General features: G+C 48.5%; 15 protein-coding genes and 6 rRNA genes. 3 read left to right on the top strand and 18 right to left on the bottom strand.

Going from position 1 to position 18,736, the window contains the following annotated elements:
* Positions 1 to 49: 49 nt before the first annotated feature.
* The 8 genes from yabA to ABXS78_RS18110 form a co-directional block, all read right to left on the bottom strand.
* Positions 50 to 400 carry a DNA replication initiation control protein YabA gene (yabA, locus tag ABXS78_RS18145; RefSeq protein ID WP_095224686.1) on the bottom strand — a complete coding sequence of 117 codons (351 nt, stop codon included), beginning with the start codon at positions 398 to 400 and terminating at the stop codon, positions 50 to 52.
* Positions 401 to 415: 15 nt separating this feature from the next.
* On the bottom strand, positions 416 to 1,240 hold the full coding sequence (locus ABXS78_RS18140) for a stage 0 sporulation family protein (protein ID WP_095231283.1): 825 nt from the start codon (positions 1,238 to 1,240) through the stop codon (positions 416 to 418).
* Positions 1,241 to 1,248: 8 nt separating this feature from the next.
* Positions 1,249 to 2,235 carry a DNA polymerase III subunit delta' gene (gene holB, locus ABXS78_RS18135; RefSeq protein ID WP_095224684.1) on the bottom strand — a complete coding sequence of 329 codons (987 nt, stop codon included), beginning with the start codon at positions 2,233 to 2,235 and terminating at the stop codon, positions 1,249 to 1,251.
* A 24-nt stretch (positions 2,236 to 2,259) separates the two neighbouring features.
* Positions 2,260 to 2,697 carry a YaaR family protein gene (locus ABXS78_RS18130; RefSeq protein ID WP_095224683.1) on the bottom strand — a complete coding sequence of 146 codons (438 nt, stop codon included), beginning with the start codon at positions 2,695 to 2,697 and terminating at the stop codon, positions 2,260 to 2,262.
* A gap of 18 nt (positions 2,698 to 2,715) precedes the next feature.
* Positions 2,716 to 3,045 carry a cyclic-di-AMP receptor gene (locus ABXS78_RS18125; RefSeq protein WP_095224682.1) on the bottom strand — a complete coding sequence of 110 codons (330 nt, stop codon included), beginning with the start codon at positions 3,043 to 3,045 and terminating at the stop codon, positions 2,716 to 2,718.
* A 26-nt stretch (positions 3,046 to 3,071) separates the two neighbouring features.
* Positions 3,072 to 3,710: a dTMP kinase gene (tmk, locus tag ABXS78_RS18120; RefSeq protein ID WP_366248395.1), complete on the bottom strand. Its 639-nt coding sequence runs from the start codon at positions 3,708 to 3,710 to the stop codon at positions 3,072 to 3,074.
* Positions 3,707 to 5,134 (bottom strand): aminotransferase class I/II-fold pyridoxal phosphate-dependent enzyme, encoded by a 1,428-nt coding sequence (locus tag ABXS78_RS18115; RefSeq protein WP_366248394.1) that lies wholly within the window; start codon positions 5,132 to 5,134, stop codon positions 3,707 to 3,709. The genes tmk and ABXS78_RS18115 overlap by 4 nt, the downstream gene beginning before the upstream one ends.
* Before the next feature lie 71 nt (positions 5,135 to 5,205).
* Positions 5,206 to 5,385 (bottom strand): sigma factor G inhibitor Gin, encoded by a 180-nt coding sequence (locus ABXS78_RS18110; RefSeq protein WP_095224712.1) that lies wholly within the window; start codon positions 5,383 to 5,385, stop codon positions 5,206 to 5,208.
* Positions 5,386 to 5,701: 316 nt separating this feature from the next.
* Between ABXS78_RS18110 and ABXS78_RS18105 the strand changes: the two genes are divergently transcribed.
* Genes ABXS78_RS18105 through ABXS78_RS18095 form a run of 3 tightly spaced genes read left to right on the top strand, consistent with a single transcriptional unit; the run spans position 5,702 to position 6,653 of the window.
* Entirely contained in the window at positions 5,702 to 6,262 is a 561-nt protein-coding gene (locus ABXS78_RS18105) for a sigma-70 family RNA polymerase sigma factor (RefSeq protein ID WP_366248393.1), read from the top strand.
* Positions 6,259 to 6,411, top strand: a complete 153-nt coding sequence (locus ABXS78_RS18100; RefSeq protein WP_366248392.1) for a YvrJ family protein — start codon at positions 6,259 to 6,261, stop codon at positions 6,409 to 6,411. Before ABXS78_RS18105 ends, ABXS78_RS18100 begins: the two co-directional genes overlap by 4 nt.
* Positions 6,412 to 6,413: 2 nt before the next feature.
* Complete coding sequence (locus ABXS78_RS18095; protein ID WP_366248391.1) at positions 6,414 to 6,653, top strand: helix-turn-helix domain-containing protein; 240 nt, start codon at positions 6,414 to 6,416, stop codon at positions 6,651 to 6,653.
* Between the two features lie 39 nt (positions 6,654 to 6,692).
* On the opposite strand, the gene rrf (ABXS78_RS18090) is transcribed toward ABXS78_RS18095, so the two are convergent.
* From rrf (ABXS78_RS18090) to ABXS78_RS18045, 10 genes are all read right to left on the bottom strand, one after another.
* A 5S ribosomal RNA gene (gene rrf, locus ABXS78_RS18090) occupies positions 6,693 to 6,805 on the bottom strand.
* 235 nt (positions 6,806 to 7,040) lie between these two features.
* Positions 7,041 to 9,965: ribosomal RNA gene (locus tag ABXS78_RS18085) — 23S ribosomal RNA — on the bottom strand.
* A gap of 178 nt (positions 9,966 to 10,143) precedes the next feature.
* Positions 10,144 to 11,704 (bottom strand): 16S ribosomal RNA (locus ABXS78_RS18080).
* A 290-nt stretch (positions 11,705 to 11,994) separates the two neighbouring features.
* Positions 11,995 to 12,107: ribosomal RNA gene (gene rrf / locus ABXS78_RS18075) — 5S ribosomal RNA — on the bottom strand.
* A gap of 236 nt (positions 12,108 to 12,343) precedes the next feature.
* A 23S ribosomal RNA gene (locus ABXS78_RS18070) occupies positions 12,344 to 15,268 on the bottom strand.
* 178 nt (positions 15,269 to 15,446) lie between these two features.
* Positions 15,447 to 17,008 (bottom strand): 16S ribosomal RNA (locus ABXS78_RS18065).
* The 16S, 23S and 5S rRNA genes sit together here, the layout of an rRNA operon.
* A 233-nt stretch (positions 17,009 to 17,241) precedes the next feature.
* Positions 17,242 to 17,502, bottom strand: a complete 261-nt coding sequence (locus tag ABXS78_RS18060) for a pro-sigmaK processing inhibitor BofA family protein (RefSeq protein WP_366248390.1) — start codon at positions 17,500 to 17,502, stop codon at positions 17,242 to 17,244.
* Positions 17,503 to 17,575: 73 nt separating this feature from the next.
* Complete coding sequence (locus ABXS78_RS18055) at positions 17,576 to 17,791, bottom strand: YaaL family protein (RefSeq protein WP_038562524.1); 216 nt, start codon at positions 17,789 to 17,791, stop codon at positions 17,576 to 17,578.
* Between the two features lie 14 nt (positions 17,792 to 17,805).
* Complete coding sequence (gene recR, locus ABXS78_RS18050) at positions 17,806 to 18,402, bottom strand: recombination mediator RecR (RefSeq protein ID WP_038562527.1); 597 nt, start codon at positions 18,400 to 18,402, stop codon at positions 17,806 to 17,808.
* 15 nt (positions 18,403 to 18,417) lie between these two features.
* Positions 18,418 to 18,735: a YbaB/EbfC family nucleoid-associated protein gene (locus tag ABXS78_RS18045; RefSeq protein WP_095222150.1), complete on the bottom strand. Its 318-nt coding sequence runs from the start codon at positions 18,733 to 18,735 to the stop codon at positions 18,418 to 18,420.
* Position 18,736: the final 1 nt, after the last annotated feature.

Here is an 18,736-nt window from a genome sequence, read left to right as displayed (position 1 = left end):
TTTTACAAAAAAGGGCCTTCCCTACTAATTTGTAAGAAAGGCCGCCACATCATTTATTCTTATTCAAGAATGTCAAACAGAACAAGCAATCTTCATTACGTCTAGGACTGCCAAAATGCACATTACAGATATGGAAACCTTCTTCATATAAACGCGCCAGGTTATCATATCCTTCACCAATCTGTGCATCCTTGGACGGTGTGGCAATGCTTCCGGCTTTCTGTTCCTGTTCAGCTTGACCATCAAGACGATTGCGCAGGTGATGGTTTTCGACCGTCAGACGGTTATTCTCTTCCAATAGCTCCGCTACATGACCCTTTACATCACCCAACTGCTTGTACAGCTGTCCGATTTGCTCTTCCATCTGTGTGACATGCTCCAGTATTTCCTTCTTATTCACCGTCTCTCCACCCCATTAATCCATGGCTTGCGTTGAGATAACTCCTTCTTCGATCAGTTCATCTAAGGTATACTCAATAACCCGTTCCTTCTCCGGCACTTCAATCTGAATCAACCGTTCCAAAATGTTCAAGCCGACTACCTTACCCGATCCGTAAGAAGTCCGAATCGCTTCACCCAAATCCGGAAGCTCACGTTTCGCCTCTTCATACTCATCATTTTCATACTTCAGACAGCACATCAGCCGTCCGCATAGACCAGAAATCTTCGCTGGATTCAACGATAGATTCTGATCCTTTGCCATCTTGATTGATACCGGCTCGAAATCCCCCAGGAAAGTGGAGCAGCAAAGCATTCTGCCGCAAGGACCAATACCGCCCAGCAGCTTCGCTTCATCCCGCACCCCAATCTGTCTGAGTTCGATTCTAGTCTTGAAGACTGCAGCCAGATCCTTCACCAGGTTCCGGAAATCAACCCGGCCGTCTGCTGTGAAGTAAAAGATGACTTTATTTCGGTCGAAGGTATATTCGACTTCGACCAGATTCATGTCGAGCTTGTGCTCTCGAATCTTCTTCTCACAAACCTTATGTGCCTGCGCAGCGTTCTCTGTATTTTCCGCTACGGTAAATTTATCTTTGTCTGTTGCGATACGAATGACTTTTTTCAGAGGAAGGACGACATCCTCTTCATCCACTTGCTTATCTGCAAGCACAACTCGTCCAAATTCTACGCCGCGAACAGTCTCTACAATAACATAATCGTCCAAAGCAACCGAAAGTTTGCCCGGATCGAAGTAATAGATTTTACCCGCCTTTTTAAAACGGACACCAATGACTTGCATCTACCCATTCACCTCTGCATCTGAAGTGTTAATTTTTCCATAACAAGTGCAGGATGGACATTCTGGTCTAATTGGCGTTTCGCTTCCATAACGGACTGCAAGCTATCAGTAGCTCGCTGCCTTGTCCAATGGCGAAGGCTGTTCTCAAGCCTGTCTTTCTCCTGTATATAGATAATGGAATCCGGCCTGTCAGCATAAAGATAGATAATGTCTTTAAACCACAATAATAGCAGATGTAACGCCAGCTGCTGCAGCTCGCGATCCTTCATCACAGGCATCCATTGACTATGGATAAACAAAAGCGCTTCGTTAGGCCTGGTTTCCAGCACTTCTACTAATTGTACCACTAGTTTTCGCGCTTTAGCAAACCACTCTTGACCGGAAATCTCCATTGCTTCCTCATAATTCTGCGTTAGCTGGGACAAAAGTCGGGCAGTTGACTGCGGCAGACCTTCCGAAACCAGCAATTCCTCGAACTGTCCTTCATGTAAAGGCTGCAGTGCGAGTATCTGACATCTGGATTGAATTGTCTGAAGCAATGCCTGACTATTTTCCGTCAATAGGATCGCTGTTGTATGGGCACCTGGTTCCTCAAGAAACTTGAGCAGTCGATTGGATGCATTGGCTGTCATTTTATCTGCGTCTTCCATTACATATACCTTACGGTCGGATTCCATACCTGTATAAGAAAATTCCTTTTGCAGCTGCAGAATCTGATCGTTTTTTATTGAGGCACCATCCGGAACGATCCAATGGAGATCCGGATGGTTGCCAGAATCGATGCGGCGGCAATCCTTACATGCATTGCAAGGCTCTGCGTCCTTGCGGTTTTTACAAAAGATACTCTTGGCAAACAAGCGGCTTAATGCTGATTTGCCAGTTCCACGCGATCCTTGGAATATGTAGGCATGAGAAATACGGTCGCGTTTCAGGCTGTTGACGAGCATCTTACTGACAACAGGCTGTTTAGTAGACATGTCAGCCCAATTTAACATAACGTTCTTCCTTTATCAGTTACTTCACGTATAAAGATTGAAAAGGAGCCCTTTGATCTCTCCGATCAAACCAAGTACACCGATTTGCTGTTTCTCCTGATCCATCAGGATTTCCGTCAGCTCCATCAGCTTCTCATCGATCAGCCGCACAGTCGTAAGCTTCCGGGACCCATGCTGGTTCCAGGAATGCTCATGATGCAGCTCCATCCCGTTGTCCTTTACATCTTCCATGAACTTCTTAATCTTACGTTTATACAAAGCAAGCTCACGGAACGAGCGCGTACGCGCAAGCCGTTCCCCTTGCTTGGTGATGTCCGTGATCAGCTGCTGCAGTTCCTGTCCCTGCAGTTTCCTGCTCTGGGACTGCACCAAATCCTGAAACCTCTTCGGCTCAGCTGGTGCCTGTGTTGTATTCTTACGTGCAGCATCCAGCTGCGCGCGTAACTCCGGACCGATTTTCAACGGTATTGTCTCCTTTTTTTAGAACTTTATAAAGGAATCGACAGGAAGTACGAAAACAGTAGCTCCGCCAACCTCTACTTTGACAGGGTTTGGAATATAGGAATCCGCGTTGCCCCCCATTGGAGATATTGGTGCTACCATCTGATTACGCTGACTGCAATTGTCCTTGATAATATCAAGCACATCATCGACTTGATCATCCTCACAACCAACCATTAGCGTCGTATTCCCTGCTTTCAGGAAACCGCCTGTAGTGGATAGTTTAGTTGTTTTGAAATTCTTATCTCCGAGTGCATCTGTCAGCCTGTTGCTGTCTTTATCCTGAATAATTGCTAATACTAGTTTCATCTTATTTCCTCCTCATGTCTTTTCCATCACTTTTCTTTGTCTTGCAAAAAAGCCATGATCGCTTGCACAGCATTTTCAGCTACGTCAGCAAGCGGTTTGGAAGCATCAAGTGTCACATAACGGTCCTTGTATTGTTCCCGAAGAATCCGATATCCTTCATAGACACTTTCATGGAAGGATAGTGCTTCCAAGTCCAACCGATTCTGTTCTCTACCTTTATTCTCCGAAATTCGTGCTAATCCTGCTTCTGGGGAAATATCAAAGAATAATGTCAAATCCGGCATGGTAGTTTCAACAGCAAATCGATTGATTTCCATCACTTCTTCCATCCCAAGACCGCGTGTATAGCCCTGATAAGCCAAACTGCTGTCCACAAAACGATCGCATAGTACAATCATTCCCTTTTTCAGCGCCGGCCACACCTTTTCCACCAGATGCTGTCTTCTGGCAGCTGCATAAAGCAGTGCCTCTGTACGGCCATCCATGCTCGTATTGGCCGGATCCAGAATCACTGCCCGGATCGCCTCCGCTATCTCGATCCCGCCTGGCTCACGTGTAGCAAGCACCTGATAGCCTTGTTCTTCTAAACGAGCTGTCAAAAGCGGTACAGCAGAAGTCTTTCCTGCCCCTTCGCCGCCCTCCAGCGTGATAAACAATCCTGTCAAAATAATTCTCCTTCGTTTGTGCCTCTATACGTAAGCATCCCTTGTTCAATATGTTCATTTTGAAAAGAGATGCTGCTATTCTTCCATAATTGTATCATTTCCACATGCTGTTTTGTAACGATTTCTCCTTTTGCAAGTACCGGTATACCTGGAGGATAAGGAATAATCGATTCTGCTGCAATACAGCCGATAGCCTCATCCCATTTTGTAAGGACTGGCTGCTGCTCTTCCATCTCTGCATAGCTTACAGCTAGCTCCTGTACCGGCTCAGAGAAAAGGTGAGCTGCTTGGACAGGTGGGATACATGCAGGTGCTTCCATATCACTAATAGCTGTTCTGACAAGATTCAAATCGTCCTCTGATAGTGCTTCTAATCCATGGACAAGCAGAATATGCCGATCCGTGACCAATTCCGGATAAATACCTGATGACTCCAGCATATTGGCAAGCTGCCTTGGCTGATAACCCGCATGTACACGTAAAACTATTTTCAGCCAATCGCCATCCTGCTTTTCCACATCCCATAAATCCGACGCAGACAGTAGTTTTCGAAGAGCGTCGACAGCAGTGCGGAGTTTTTCCATATCTCTTTCTGTACGCGTAGCCAAGTACTTCCTGGCTGTATCAAGTGAAGCCAGCAGCAAATAAGACGGACTGCTGGACTGCAGCATCCTCAAGTAACGATCAATAGAAGAAATGGAGATATACTCGCTATTCAGATGAAGATAGGAACTCATCGTAAGTGCAGGTGCCATCTTATGAGCGGACTGGACGACAACATCCGCTCCTGCTTCCAATGCGCTTAAAGGAAGTGTCTTGGCGGCCTTTAAATGAACACCATGCGCCTCATCGACTAAAACTGGTATCCTGCTTGCATGTGCCATCTCTACGGTTTCTTTTAAATCAAATACCGTACCGAAATAATCCGGATACGTCAATATGAGTGCTTTTGCCTCTGGATACCTTTGGATCGCTTTCTGTATCGTTTTCTGCGTTGGATGGGTATATCTCCCTTTCACCTCATTATACGCTGGTGCCAAAAAGACTGGCTTTGCGCCAGCGAGCTCCAGTCCGTTCAGTATTGATTTATGACAGTTGCGCTGCACGAGAACGATTTGATTTCTTTTGATGCTCCCGAGTATCATCGCAATATTTCCAACCGTACTTCCAGCCACTAAAAATCGTGTATGCTTTGCCCCAAAAAAAGACGCAGCCAATTCCTGTGCCTCTGCTATAACCCCTTCAGGAGCATGCAAATCATCCAACCCTGTCAGCTCCGTCTGATCGAGCAATGCAGCAGTTTGAAAGAATGTTTCCTCTTCAAAGAGCATTCCATGCTTATGTCCTGGCACATGGAACGAAATTGGTTCCTGCTTAGCAAACTGTACTAACCTATCGTATAGCGGCGTATCTAACTGATTCATTTCATTCTTCCTTTGAGCTTTTTCATTTATTATACGCACACATACAAAAAGAAAAAAGCCTAGCTTAGGCTTTAATGAAATGTCATTTGGTTTAAGTTCCGAAGTTTCTTCACAAAGTAATGGTATTGTACTTCCTTCGGTTCCGTCTCGATGATTTTCTGCTCACATTCTCTGCAGATAAATAAGCGATAAAGATGTATACCTTCTTGTTTCTCTTGGTCACAAATACCGCATAAACAGCTTTTGCTCATCATTCTCCACCTCCGTTAGGTTAGTTTCTCCTAAACTAACGAACTTCATACCTGCTAATCTTGTATTCTAAGTTTATGTTCAACTGAGACAGATGTTGTTTGTACGGTTTGTACGTATTGACGTTGTCATATGAGGTGCTGATTGCCTTTTATAAACTATAGGAGAAAGAGGAAACTTGCTTCTGAAAACTGCAACAGGAAACGCAATTGGACAAGCAGGTTGGGACTATCCGAAAAAGTCTTTTCAAAAAGGCTGATTTTTTTTACACTAAAATAGAACATATGTTCGTTTTTGGTTGAGAGGGGGAACATAAAGATGTGCAGCAAGGAAAAACCCGAACAAGGAAAATTTCATCCAAATCCAGCTTTGATACAAGGATTCCTGAAAGAGGAACAGCACCGCATTGTTTACGAACAAGCAGAACGTTATCCTTCCGAGGCAAACCTGCGAAAGCTTAATTCTGCTTTTCAGCAATTTTATACAGAAATACAATTAACGAACTACCTAACGATGACTCTTAGTTACTATGCGAGGAATTACAGCAAACAAACAACCGTACTACAAGGAAGGGAATTAACTGTGCTTGACCAGCCTGCTAGCGAAGACCAAGAAACCAGTAAGAAGGATATGCTCGTTGCCAAGGAAGACCAGACTGTGTACAGCTGGGAACAGGCCATTCATGATCCTGCTCTTTTAACTGCTATTCAGGATTTGCCTTCTAAACAGAAACAATATCTAGAGCTCCATTTTATCCATCAGCTGACCCATACTGAAATTGCAGAGAAGCTGGACATTTCCCAACAAGCTGTTTCTAAGTCAGTTCAATCAGCACTTAGGAAACTCCGTTCAGTCTTACCGGAAGGAGACACGCCATGACAACAGAAACGATTATTTCCATGATTGGTAACCTTGGCTTTCCTATAGTAGTCTCATTTTACTTGCTCATTCGTCTCGAGCAGAATATTAAGCGCCTGGAACAAACACTGCAAGTTCTAATAGAACAGATTCAAAAAGGAGGTAACTAAAATTGACCACATTGCTTGAACTTACAATTAGAGCAAAGGCAGAAGATAAAGCCGCACTGGAAGCTATACTAATCCGATTTCAGCCAAAGATCAGAAAATTGAGCAGCTCCGCATCATATGCATGGAAAGAAGACATGGAGCAGGAGCTGTATATCCAGCTAATCAAAGCAATTCAACGATTTGAAATTCAAGAGGTGGAGCCTAAATGGAAATTCTCTCATCAACTTCATTCCGCCATATAAAAAAATCCCTGATCCTTATTGGATCAGGGATTTCATCTTGCCTGGCAGCGTCCTACTCTCGCAGGGCGAACCCAACTACCATCGGCGCTGAAGAGCTTAACTGCTGTGTTCGGCATGGGAACAGGTGTGACCTCTTCGCTATTACCACCAGACAATGCAAGAATTCAATTGGAATGAACCCTCAAAACTAGATAAGAAACATATCCTGCCAGACATTTCATGCGGCCAAGCACCGGAGTGCTTGGACTTTGGCGTTGACTTACTCGTCAGATCCAGCTCCAGGAACCAGAAACTCCAGCCTAAGCGATAGCCCTGCAAGGGTAAAACCACCCTTTCCGGCCTCTCACTTATACTTGCGTTTCTAAGCGGTTCCCTCCGCTTTTCGTTTTAGTTAAGTCCTCGATCGATTAGTATTCGTCAGCTGCACGTGTCACCACGCTTCCACCTCGAACCTATCTACCTCATCGTCTCTGAGGGATCTTACTCATTTAAAATGATGAGAAGTCTCATCTTGAGGGGGGCTTCATGCTTAGATGCTTTCAGCACTTATCCCTTCCGCACGTAGCTACCCAGCTATGCTCCTGGCGGAACAACTGGTGCACCAGCGGTGCGTCCATCCCGGTCCTCTCGTACTAAGGACAGCTCCTCTCAAACTTCTAACGCCCACGACGGATAGGGACCGAACTGTCTCACGACGTTCTGAACCCAGCTCGCGTACCGCTTTAATGGGCGAACAGCCCAACCCTTGGGACCGACTACAGCCCCAGGATGCGATGAGCCGACATCGAGGTGCCAAACCTCCCCGTCGATGTGGACTCTTGGGGGAGATAAGCCTGTTATCCCCGGGGTAGCTTTTATCCGTTGAGCGACGGCCCTTCCATACGGCACCGCCGGATCACTAAGCCCGACTTTCGTCCCTGCTCGACTTGTAGGTCTCGCAGTCAAGCTCCCTTCTGCCTTTGCACGCTACGAATGATTTCCAACCATTCTGAGGGAACCTTTGGGCGCCTCCGTTACTCTTTGGGAGGCGACCGCCCCAGTCAAACTGCCCACCTGACACTGTCTCCGAACCGGATAACGGTTCTGGGTTAGAATGTCAATACAGCCAGGGTGGTATCCCACGGATGCCTCCACCGAAGCTGGCGCTCCGGCTTCTAAGGCTCCCACCTATCCTGTACAAGCTGTACCAACATTCCATATCAGGCTACAGTAAAGCTCCACGGGGTCTTTCCGTCCTGTCGCGGGTAATGCGCATCTTCACGCATAGTATAATTTCACCGGGTCTCTCGTTGAGACAGTGCCCAAGTCGTTGCACCTTTCGTGCGGGTCGGAACTTACCCGACAAGGAATTTCGCTACCTTAGGACCGTTATAGTTACGGCCGCCGTTTACTGGGGCTTCGGTTCACAGCTTCGGGACGAAGTCCCTAACCATTCCCCTTAACCTTCCAGCACCGGGCAGGTGTCAGCCCCTATACTTCGCCTTACGGCTTTGCAGAGACCTGTGTTTTTGCTAAACAGTCGCTTGGGCCTTTTCACTGCGGCTTCTCCTTAAAAGAAGCACCCCTTCTCCCGAAGTTACGGGGTCATTTTGCCGAGTTCCTTAACGAGAGTTCTCCCGATCATCTTCGGTTACTCACCGTGCCTACCTGTGTCGGTTTGCGGTACGGGCACCTATTTCCTCACTAGAGGCTTTTCTTGGCAGTGTGAAATCAGGAACTTCGGTACTAAATTTCCCTCCCCATAACCGCCTGGAATAGTGTTGAGTGGATTTGCCTGCTCAACTTCCTCACGGCTTGGACGCGCATAACCAGCAGCGCGCTTTCCCTATCCTCCTGCGTCCCCCCATCGTTCAAGCGGATTTAGGTGGTACAGGAATATCAACCTGTTGTCCATCGCCTACGCCTTTCGGCCTCGGCTTAGGCCCCGACTAACCCTGAGCGGACGAGCCTTCCTCAGGAAACCTTGGGCTTTCGATGAAAGAGATTCTCACTCTTTTTTCGCTACTCATACCGGCATTCTCACTTCTAAGCGCTCCAGCCGTCCTCACGATCGACCTTCACTGCCCTTAGAACGCTCTCCTACCACTGACATCGTAGATGTCAATCCGCAGCTTCGGTGGTGTGTTTAGCCCCGGTATATTTTCGGCGCAGCGTCACTCGACCAGTGAGCTATTACGCACTCTTTCAATGATGGCTGCTTCTAAGCCAACATCCTGGTTGTCTAAGCAACGCCACATCCTTTTCCACTTAACACACACTTTGGGACCTTAGCTGGCGGTCTGGGCTGTTTCCCTTTCGACCATGAACCTTATCACCCATAGTCTGACTCCCAAAGTAGATTGATTGGCATTCGGAGTTTGACTGAATTCGGTAACCCGATGAGGGCCCCTAGTCCAATCAGTGCTCTACCTCCAACCATCATCCTTTGAGGCTAGCCCTAAAGCTATTTCGGAGAGAACCAGCTATCTCCGTGTTCGATTGGCATTTCACCCCTACCCACACCTCATCCCCGCACTTTTCAACGTGCGTGGGTTCGGGCCTCCAGTCAGTGTTACCTGACCTTCACCCTGGACATGGGTAGATCACACGGTTTCGGGTCTACGACCACCTACTATATCGCCCTATTCAGACTCGCTTTCGCTGCGGCTCCGTCTATACAACTTAACCTTGCAGGGGATCGTAACTCGCCGGTCCATTCTACAAAAGGTACGCCGTCACCCATTAACGGGCTTCGACTACTTGTAGGCACACGGTTTCAGGATCTATTTCACTCCCCTTCCGGGGTGCTTTTCACCTTTCCCTCACGGTACTGGTTCACTATCGGTCACTAGGGAGTATTTAGCCTTGGGAGATGGTCCTCCCGGATTCCGACGGAATTTCACGTGTTCCGCCGTACTCAGGATACACTCCGGAGGAAACCACATTTCAAATACAGGGCTCTTACCTTCTATGGCGGGCCATTCCAAGCCGCTTCGTCTATATGGTTTCTTTGTAACTCCAAAGGAGTGTCCTACAACCCCAGAAGGCAAGCCTTCTGGTTTGGGCTAATTCCGTTTCGCTCGCCGCTACTCAGGAAATCGCATTTGCTTTCTCTTCCTCCGGGTAATGAGATGTTTCAGTTCCCCGGGTCTGCCTCGTATCACCTATGTATTCAGTGATACGTACTATCCAATAACGGATAGCGGGTTCCCCCATTCGGAAATCTTCGGATCAAAGCTTACTTACAGCTCCCCGAAGCATATCGGTGTTAGTCCCGTCCTTCATCGGCTCCTAGTGCCAAGGCATCCACCGTGCGCCCTTCTTCACTTAACTAATAACGCATGATAAATCTATAAATCGCGACAATAAATTGTCGGCTTTAAAGTTTGATGTTCTGGCATGTTGTTTCTTATCTAGTTTTCAAGGTTCACAAGAGAGATTGATCTCTCAAAACTGAACAAACAACCAATTACGATGTCTACTACGAAGTAGTAGTTCCAATTATCCTTAGAAAGGAGGTGATCCAGCCGCACCTTCCGATACGGCTACCTTGTTACGACTTCACCCCAATCATTGATCCCACCTTCGGCGGCTGGCTCCAAAAGGTTACCTCACCGACTTCGGGTGTTACCAACTCTCGTGGTGTGACGGGCGGTGTGTACAAGGCCCGGGAACGTATTCACCGCGGCATGCTGATCCGCGATTACTAGCGATTCCGGCTTCATGCAGGCGAGTTGCAGCCTGCAATCCGAACTGAGAATGGTTTTATGGGATTCGCTTAGCCTCGCGGCTTTGCTGCCCTTTGTACCATCCATTGTAGCACGTGTGTAGCCCAGGTCATAAGGGGCATGATGATTTGACGTCATCCCCACCTTCCTCCGGTTTGTCACCGGCAGTCACTCTAGAGTGCCCAACTGAATGCTGGCAACTAGAATCAAGGGTTGCGCTCGTTGCGGGACTTAACCCAACATCTCACGACACGAGCTGACGACAACCATGCACCACCTGTCACGCTGTCCCCGAAGGGAACGCTCTGTCTCCAGAGTTGTCAGCGGATGTCAAGACCTGGTAAGGTTCTTCGCGTTGCTTCGAATTAAACCACATGCTCCACCGCTTGTGCGGGCCCCCGTCAATTCTTTTGAGTTTCAGCCTTGCGGCCGTACTCCCCAGGCGGAGTGCTTAATGCGTTAACTTCAGCACTAAGGGGCGGAAACCCCCTAACACCTAGCACTCATCGTTTACGGCGTGGACTACCAGGGTATCTAATCCTGTTTGCTCCCCACGCTTTCGCTCCTCAGCGTCAGTTACAGACCAGAGAGTCGCCTTCGCCACTGGTGTTCCTCCACATATCTACGCATTTCACCGCTACACGTGGAATTCCACTCTCCTCTTCTGCACTCAAGTTCCCCAGTTTCCAATGACCCTCCACAGTTGAGCTGTGGGCTTTCACATCAGACTTAAGAAACCGCCTACGAGCCCTTTACGCCCAATAATTCCGGACAACGCTTGCCCCCTACGTATTACCGCGGCTGCTGGCACGTAGTTAGCCGGGGCTTTCTGGTTAGGTACCGTCAAGGTACGAGCAGTTACTCTCGTACTTGTTCTTCCCTAACAACAGAGCTTTACGACCCGAAGGCCTTCATCGCTCACGCGGCGTTGCTCCGTCAGACTTTCGTCCATTGCGGAAGATTCCCTACTGCTGCCTCCCGTAGGAGTCTGGGCCGTGTCTCAGTCCCAGTGTGGCCGATCACCCTCTCAGGTCGGCTATGCATCGTCGCCTTGGTGGGCCATTACCCCGCCAACTAGCTAATGCACCGCGGGCCCATCTGTAAGTGACAGCCGAAACCGTCTTTCCATTTCCAATCAGGAGAAAGGAAATACTATCCGGTATTAGCTCCGGTTTCCCGAAGTTATCCCAGTCTTACAGGCAGGTTGCCCACGTGTTACTCACCCGTCCGCCGCTCATTCCACCAGAATCACCCCGAAGGGGTCAACTGGTTCCTGCGCTCGACTTGCATGTATTAGGCACGCCGCCAGCGTTCGTCCTGAGCCAAGATCAAACTCTCCATGAAAGTTTTGATGCATTGCTCGTTAGAGCTGACGTTGATCTTGCAATCATGTCGTTTAGTTCGTAATTGGTTGTTTTGTTCAGTTTTCAAAGATCAATTTCGTTTCGTCACTCATTTGGCGACTAAGTTATTGTATCATGTTTTAACTTATGCTGTCAACATGTTTTTCGTTTTTGTCAGCTCCGTTCCGAAGCGACTTGAATAATATATCATGATTTAGGGCACTTTGCAACACTTTATAACAATAAAGAAAGAAAAATCCCTGATCCTTATTGGATCAGGGATTTCATCTTGCCTGGCAGCGTCCTACTCTCGCAGGGCGAACCCAACTACCATCGGCGCTGAAGAGCTTAACTACTGTGTTCGGCATGGGAACAGGTGTGACCTCTTCGCTATTACCACCAGACAATGCAAGAATTCAATTGGAAATGAACCCTCAAAACTAGATAAGAAACATGTCCTGCCAGACATTTCATACGGCCAAGCACCGGAGTGCTTGGACTTTGGCGTTGACTTACTCGTCAGATCCAGCTCCAGGAACCAGAAACTCCAGCCTAAGCGTTAGCCCTGCAAGGGTAAAATCACCCTTTCCGGCCTCTCACTTATACTTGCGTTTCTAAGCGGTTCCCTCCGCTTTTCGTTTTAGTTAAGTCCTCGATCGATTAGTATTCGTCAGCTGCACGTGTCACCACGCTTCCACCTCGAACCTATCTACCTCATCGTCTCTGAGGGATCTTACTCATTTAAAATGATGAGAAGTCTCATCTTGAGGGGGGCTTCATGCTTAGATGCTTTCAGCACTTATCCCTTCCGCACGTAGCTACCCAGCTATGCTCCTGGCGGAACAACTGGTGCACCAGCGGTGCGTCCATCCCGGTCCTCTCGTACTAAGGACAGCTCCTCTCAAACTTCTAACGCCCACGACGGATAGGGACCGAACTGTCTCACGACGTTCTGAACCCAGCTCGCGTACCGCTTTAATGGGCGAACAGCCCAACCCTTGGGACCGACTACAGCCCCAGGATGCGATGAGCCGACATCGAGGTGCCAAACCTCCCCGTCGATGTGGACTCTTGGGGGAGATAAGCCTGTTATCCCCGGGGTAGCTTTTATCCGTTGAGCGACGGCCCTTCCATACGGCACCGCCGGATCACTAAGCCCGACTTTCGTCCCTGCTCGACTTGTAGGTCTCGCAGTCAAGCTCCCTTCTGCCTTTGCACGCTACGAATGATTTCCAACCATTCTGAGGGAACCTTTGGGCGCCTCCGTTACTCTTTGGGAGGCGACCGCCCCAGTCAAACTGCCCACCTGACACTGTCTCCGAACCGGATAACGGTTCTGGGTTAGAATGTCAATACAGCCAGGGTGGTATCCCACGGATGCCTCCACCGAAGCTGGCGCTCCGGCTTCTAAGGCTCCCACCTATCCTGTACAAGCTGTACCAACATTCCATATCAGGCTACAGTAAAGCTCCACGGGGTCTTTCCGTCCTGTCGCGGGTAATGCGCATCTTCACGCATAGTATAATTTCACCGGGTCTCTCGTTGAGACAGTGCCCAAGTCGTTGCACCTTTCGTGCGGGTCGGAACTTACCCGACAAGGAATTTCGCTACCTTAGGACCGTTATAGTTACGGCCGCCGTTTACTGGGGCTTCGGTTCACAGCTTCGGGACGAAGTCCCTAACCATTCCCCTTAACCTTCCAGCACCGGGCAGGTGTCAGCCCCTATACTTCGCCTTACGGCTTTGCAGAGACCTGTGTTTTTGCTAAACAGTCGCTTGGGCCTTTTCACTGCGGCTTCTCCTTAAAAGAAGCACCCCTTCTCCCGAAGTTACGGGGTCATTTTGCCGAGTTCCTTAACGAGAGTTCTCCCGATCATCTTCGGTTACTCACCGTGCCTACCTGTGTCGGTTTGCGGTACGGGCACCTATTTCCTCACTAGAGGCTTTTCTTGGCAGTGTGAAATCAGGAACTTCGGTACTAAATTTCCCTCCCCATAACCGCCTGGAATAGTGTTGAGTGGATTTGCCTGCTCAACTTCCTCACGGCTTGGACGCGCATAACCAGCAGCGCGCTTTCCCTATCCTCCTGCGTCCCCCCATCGTTCAAGCGGATTTAGGTGGTACAGGAATATCAACCTGTTGTCCATCGCCTACGCCTTTCGGCCTCGGCTTAGGCCCCGACTAACCCTGAGCGGACGAGCCTTCCTCAGGAAACCTTGGGCTTTCGATGAAAGAGATTCTCACTCTTTTTTCGCTACTCATACCGGCATTCTCACTTCTAAGCGCTCCAGCCGTCCTCACGATCGACCTTCACTGCCCTTAGAACGCTCTCCTACCACTGACATCGTAGATGTCAATCCGCAGCTTCGGTGGTGTGTTTAGCCCCGGTATATTTTCGGCGCAGCGTCACTCGACCAGTGAGCTATTACGCACTCTTTCAATGATGGCTGCTTCTAAGCCAACATCCTGGTTGTCTAAGCAACGCCACATCCTTTTCCACTTAACACACACTTTGGGACCTTAGCTGGCGGTCTGGGCTGTTTCCCTTTCGACCATGAACCTTATCACCCATAGTCTGACTCCCAAAGTAGATTGATTGGCATTCGGAGTTTGACTGAATTCGGTAACCCGATGAGGGCCCCTAGTCCAATCAGTGCTCTACCTCCAACCATCATCCTTTGAGGCTAGCCCTAAAGCTATTTCGGAGAGAACCAGCTATCTCCGTGTTCGATTGGCATTTCACCCCTACCCACACCTCATCCCCGCACTTTTCAACGTGCGTGGGTTCGGGCCTCCAGTCAGTGTTACCTGACCTTCACCCTGGACATGGGTAGATCACACGGTTTCGGGTCTACGACCACCTACTATATCGCCCTATTCAGACTCGCTTTCGCTGCGGCTCCGTCTATACAACTTAACCTTGCAGGGGATCGTAACTCGCCGGTCCATTCTACAAAAGGTACGCCGTCACCCATTAACGGGCTTCGACTACTTGTAGGCACACGGTTTCAGGATCTATTTCACTCCCCTTCCGGGGTGCTTTTCACCTTTCCCTCACGGTACTGGTTCACTATCGGTCACTAGGGAGTATTTAGCCTTGGGAGATGGTCCTCCCGGATTCCGACGGAATTTCACGTGTTCCGCCGTACTCAGGATACACTCCGGAGGAAACCACATTTCAAATACAGGGCTCTTACCTTCTATGGCGGGCCATTCCAAGCCGCTTCGTCTATATGGTTTCTTTGTAACTCCAAAGGAGTGTCCTACAACCCCAGAAGGCAAGCCTTCTGGTTTGGGCTAATTCCGTTTCGCTCGCCGCTACTCAGGAAATCGCATTTGCTTTCTCTTCCTCCGGGTAATGAGATGTTTCAGTTCCCCGGGTCTGCCTCGTATCACCTATGTATTCAGTGATACGTACTATCCAATAACGGATAGCGGGTTCCCCCATTCGGAAATCTTCGGATCAAAGCTTACTTACAGCTCCCCGAAGCATATCGGTGTTAGTCCCGTCCTTCATCGGCTCCTAGTGCCAAGGCATCCACCGTGCGCCCTTCTTCACTTAACTAATAACGCATGATAAATCTATAAATCGCGACAATAAATTGTCGGCTTTAAAGTTTGATGTTCTGGCATGTTGTTTCTTATCTAGTTTTCAAGGTTCACAAGAGAGATTGATCTCTCAAAACTGAACAAACAACCAATTACGATGTCTACTACGAAGTAGTAGTTCCAATTATCCTTAGAAAGGAGGTGATCCAGCCGCACCTTCCGATACGGCTACCTTGTTACGACTTCACCCCAATCATTGATCCCACCTTCGGCGGCTGGCTCCAAAAGGTTACCTCACCGACTTCGGGTGTTACCAACTCTCGTGGTGTGACGGGCGGTGTGTACAAGGCCCGGGAACGTATTCACCGCGGCATGCTGATCCGCGATTACTAGCGATTCCGGCTTCATGCAGGCGAGTTGCAGCCTGCAATCCGAACTGAGAATGGTTTTATGGGATTCGCTTAGCCTCGCGGCTTTGCTGCCCTTTGTACCATCCATTGTAGCACGTGTGTAGCCCAGGTCATAAGGGGCATGATGATTTGACGTCATCCCCACCTTCCTCCGGTTTGTCACCGGCAGTCACTCTAGAGTGCCCAACTGAATGCTGGCAACTAGAATCAAGGGTTGCGCTCGTTGCGGGACTTAACCCAACATCTCACGACACGAGCTGACGACAACCATGCACCACCTGTCACGCTGTCCCCGAAGGAAACGCTCTGTCTCCAGAGTTGTCAGCGGATGTCAAGACCTGGTAAGGTTCTTCGCGTTGCTTCGAATTAAACCACATGCTCCACCGCTTGTGCGGGCCCCCGTCAATTCTTTTGAGTTTCAGCCTTGCGGCCGTACTCCCCAGGCGGAGTGCTTAATGCGTTAACTTCAGCACTAAGGGGCGGAAACCCCCTAACACCTAGCACTCATCGTTTACGGCGTGGACTACCAGGGTATCTAATCCTGTTTGCTCCCCACGCTTTCGCTCCTCAGCGTCAGTTACAGACCAGAGAGTCGCCTTCGCCACTGGTGTTCCTCCACATATCTACGCATTTCACCGCTACACGTGGAATTCCACTCTCCTCTTCTGCACTCAAGTTCCCCAGTTTCCAATGACCCTCCACAGTTGAGCTGTGGGCTTTCACATCAGACTTAAGAAACCGCCTACGAGCCCTTTACGCCCAATAATTCCGGACAACGCTTGCCCCCTACGTATTACCGCGGCTGCTGGCACGTAGTTAGCCGGGGCTTTCTGGTTAGGTACCGTCAAGGTACGAGCAGTTACTCTCGTACTTGTTCTTCCCTAACAACAGAGCTTTACGACCCGAAGACCTTCATCGCTCACGCGGCGTTGCTCCGTCAGACTTTCGTCCATTGCGGAAGATTCCCTACTGCTGCCTCCCGTAGGAGTCTGGGCCGTGTCTCAGTCCCAGTGTGGCCGATCACCCTCTCAGGTCGGCTATGCATCGTCGCCTTGGTGGGCCATTACCCCGCCAACTAGCTAATGCACCGCGGGCCCATCTGTAAGTGACAGCCGAAACCGTCTTTCCATTTCCAATCAGGAGAAAGGAAATACTATCCGGTATTAGCTCCGGTTTCCCGAAGTTATCCCAGTCTTACAGGCAGGTTGCCCACGTGTTACTCACCCGTCCGCCGCTCATTCCACCAGAATCACCCCGAAGGGGTCAACTGGTTTCCTGCGCTCGACTTGCATGTATTAGGCACGCCGCCAGCGTTCGTCCTGAGCCAAGATCAAACTCTCCATGAAAGTTTTGATGCATTGCTCGTTAGAGCTGACGTTGATCTTGCGATCATGTCGTTTAGTTCGTAATTGGTTGTTTTGTTCAGTTTTCAAAGATCAATTTCGTTCCGCCGCTCATTTAGCGACTAGAATATTGTATCATGTTTTAACTTTCGCCGTCAACATGTTTTTCGTTTTTGTCAGCTCCGTTCCGAAGCGACTTGAATAATATATCATGATTTCGGGCATACTGCAACACTTTATAATAAAAAATATTGAATTGCTGCCAAAGAAGCTATCCCCGGAATACCTAATAAGCCCACCAATACAGTTGTAGCAGCATTTATCGGGATGTGCAGCCCGACAAGTGCTCCTACTACATTAAATAGAAATAATAGAAAGACACCAATAATGAGCCTGACTGAACCTTTTAGCATTAGACTAAACAGCTTTCCTGACGTACCTGAAATGAGTAATACTAATACTGCAGCTAACAGTATACCGATTATTGCATATGACATATTTCATCTCTCCTTTAACTTGTCCTGCTTTCTACACTATGAGCAGGGACAAGAAAAAAGAACACGCATTGCGTTAAGTACGCAATGCGCTTAGGTTTCGGTGTCTTGCTTCACGAAGCATGAACAGATACTTGGCTTGCGCCACCTGTAAATCGTACTGCCCCATTTCACTTGCATCGACACTTCTCTCTATTATAGATTGGATGCTCACCCAATCATTTTTCATTTTGAATATATCAGCTAACAACTCTTTGTCCACGTCAGATCTCTTCAATCTTCTGCCAGCCATTAATCTCACCTGCTTTACAGTTCTCTTCTGCCTTCCATCGCTTTGGAAAGGGTGACTTCATCCGCATACTCCAGATCTCCACCCATTGGCAGGCCATGTGCAATCCTTGTTGTTCGTATACCAGATGGTTTGACTAGTTTGGATATATACATCGCTGTTGCTTCGCCTTCTATGTTCGGATTGGTAGCTAGGATCAATTCCTTCACTTCTTCATCCTTCAGGCGGTTCAATAGAGATGGAACATTGATATCTTCAGGTCCGATACCATCCATCGGAGAAATAGCTCCATGCAATACATGGTATTTCCCATTAAATTCACGCATCTTCTCCATAGCGATGACATCTTTCGGATCTTGCACGACACAAATAAGAGAACTATCTCTTGCTTCATCCTGACAAATACTACAAGGATCCTGATCGGTGATATGACCGCAGATGCTGCAGTGGGTCAATTCACGTTTGGCATTGATTAATGCCTTCGCAAAATCCATGACGTCATCTTCCTTCATGCTAAGTACATGAAAGGCAAGACGCACGGCAGTCTTTGGTCCGATTCCAGGCAATTTAGTAAAGCTGTCTATCAGCTTCGAAATCGGTTCGGGATAATACATCTATTTAGTTGCCTCCTAGAACATTCCTCCAGGTAACCCTTTCGTGAACTGTCCCATTGTTTGGTTGGATTTTTCGTCGACTTGCTTCAATACTTCATTTGTTGCAGAAATGATAAGATCTTGGAGCATTTCCACATCATCCGGATCTACTACCTCTTCCTGGATGACTACATCAGTGATTTCCTTTTTACCATTGGCGACAACCTTTACAGCACCGCCACCTGCAGTTGCTTCGAAAGTCATTTCGAAAAGCTCTTCCTGAGCCTGCATCATTTTCTTCTGCATTTTCTGCATCTGTTTCATCATATTGTTCATATTCCCACCACCACGCATG

The sequence above is a fragment of the Terribacillus aidingensis genome, assembly GCF_040703035.1.
Classification (GTDB): Bacteria; Bacillota; Bacilli; order Bacillales; family Amphibacillaceae; genus Terribacillus.
This window is presented reverse-complemented; position numbering and strand designations above follow the sequence as displayed.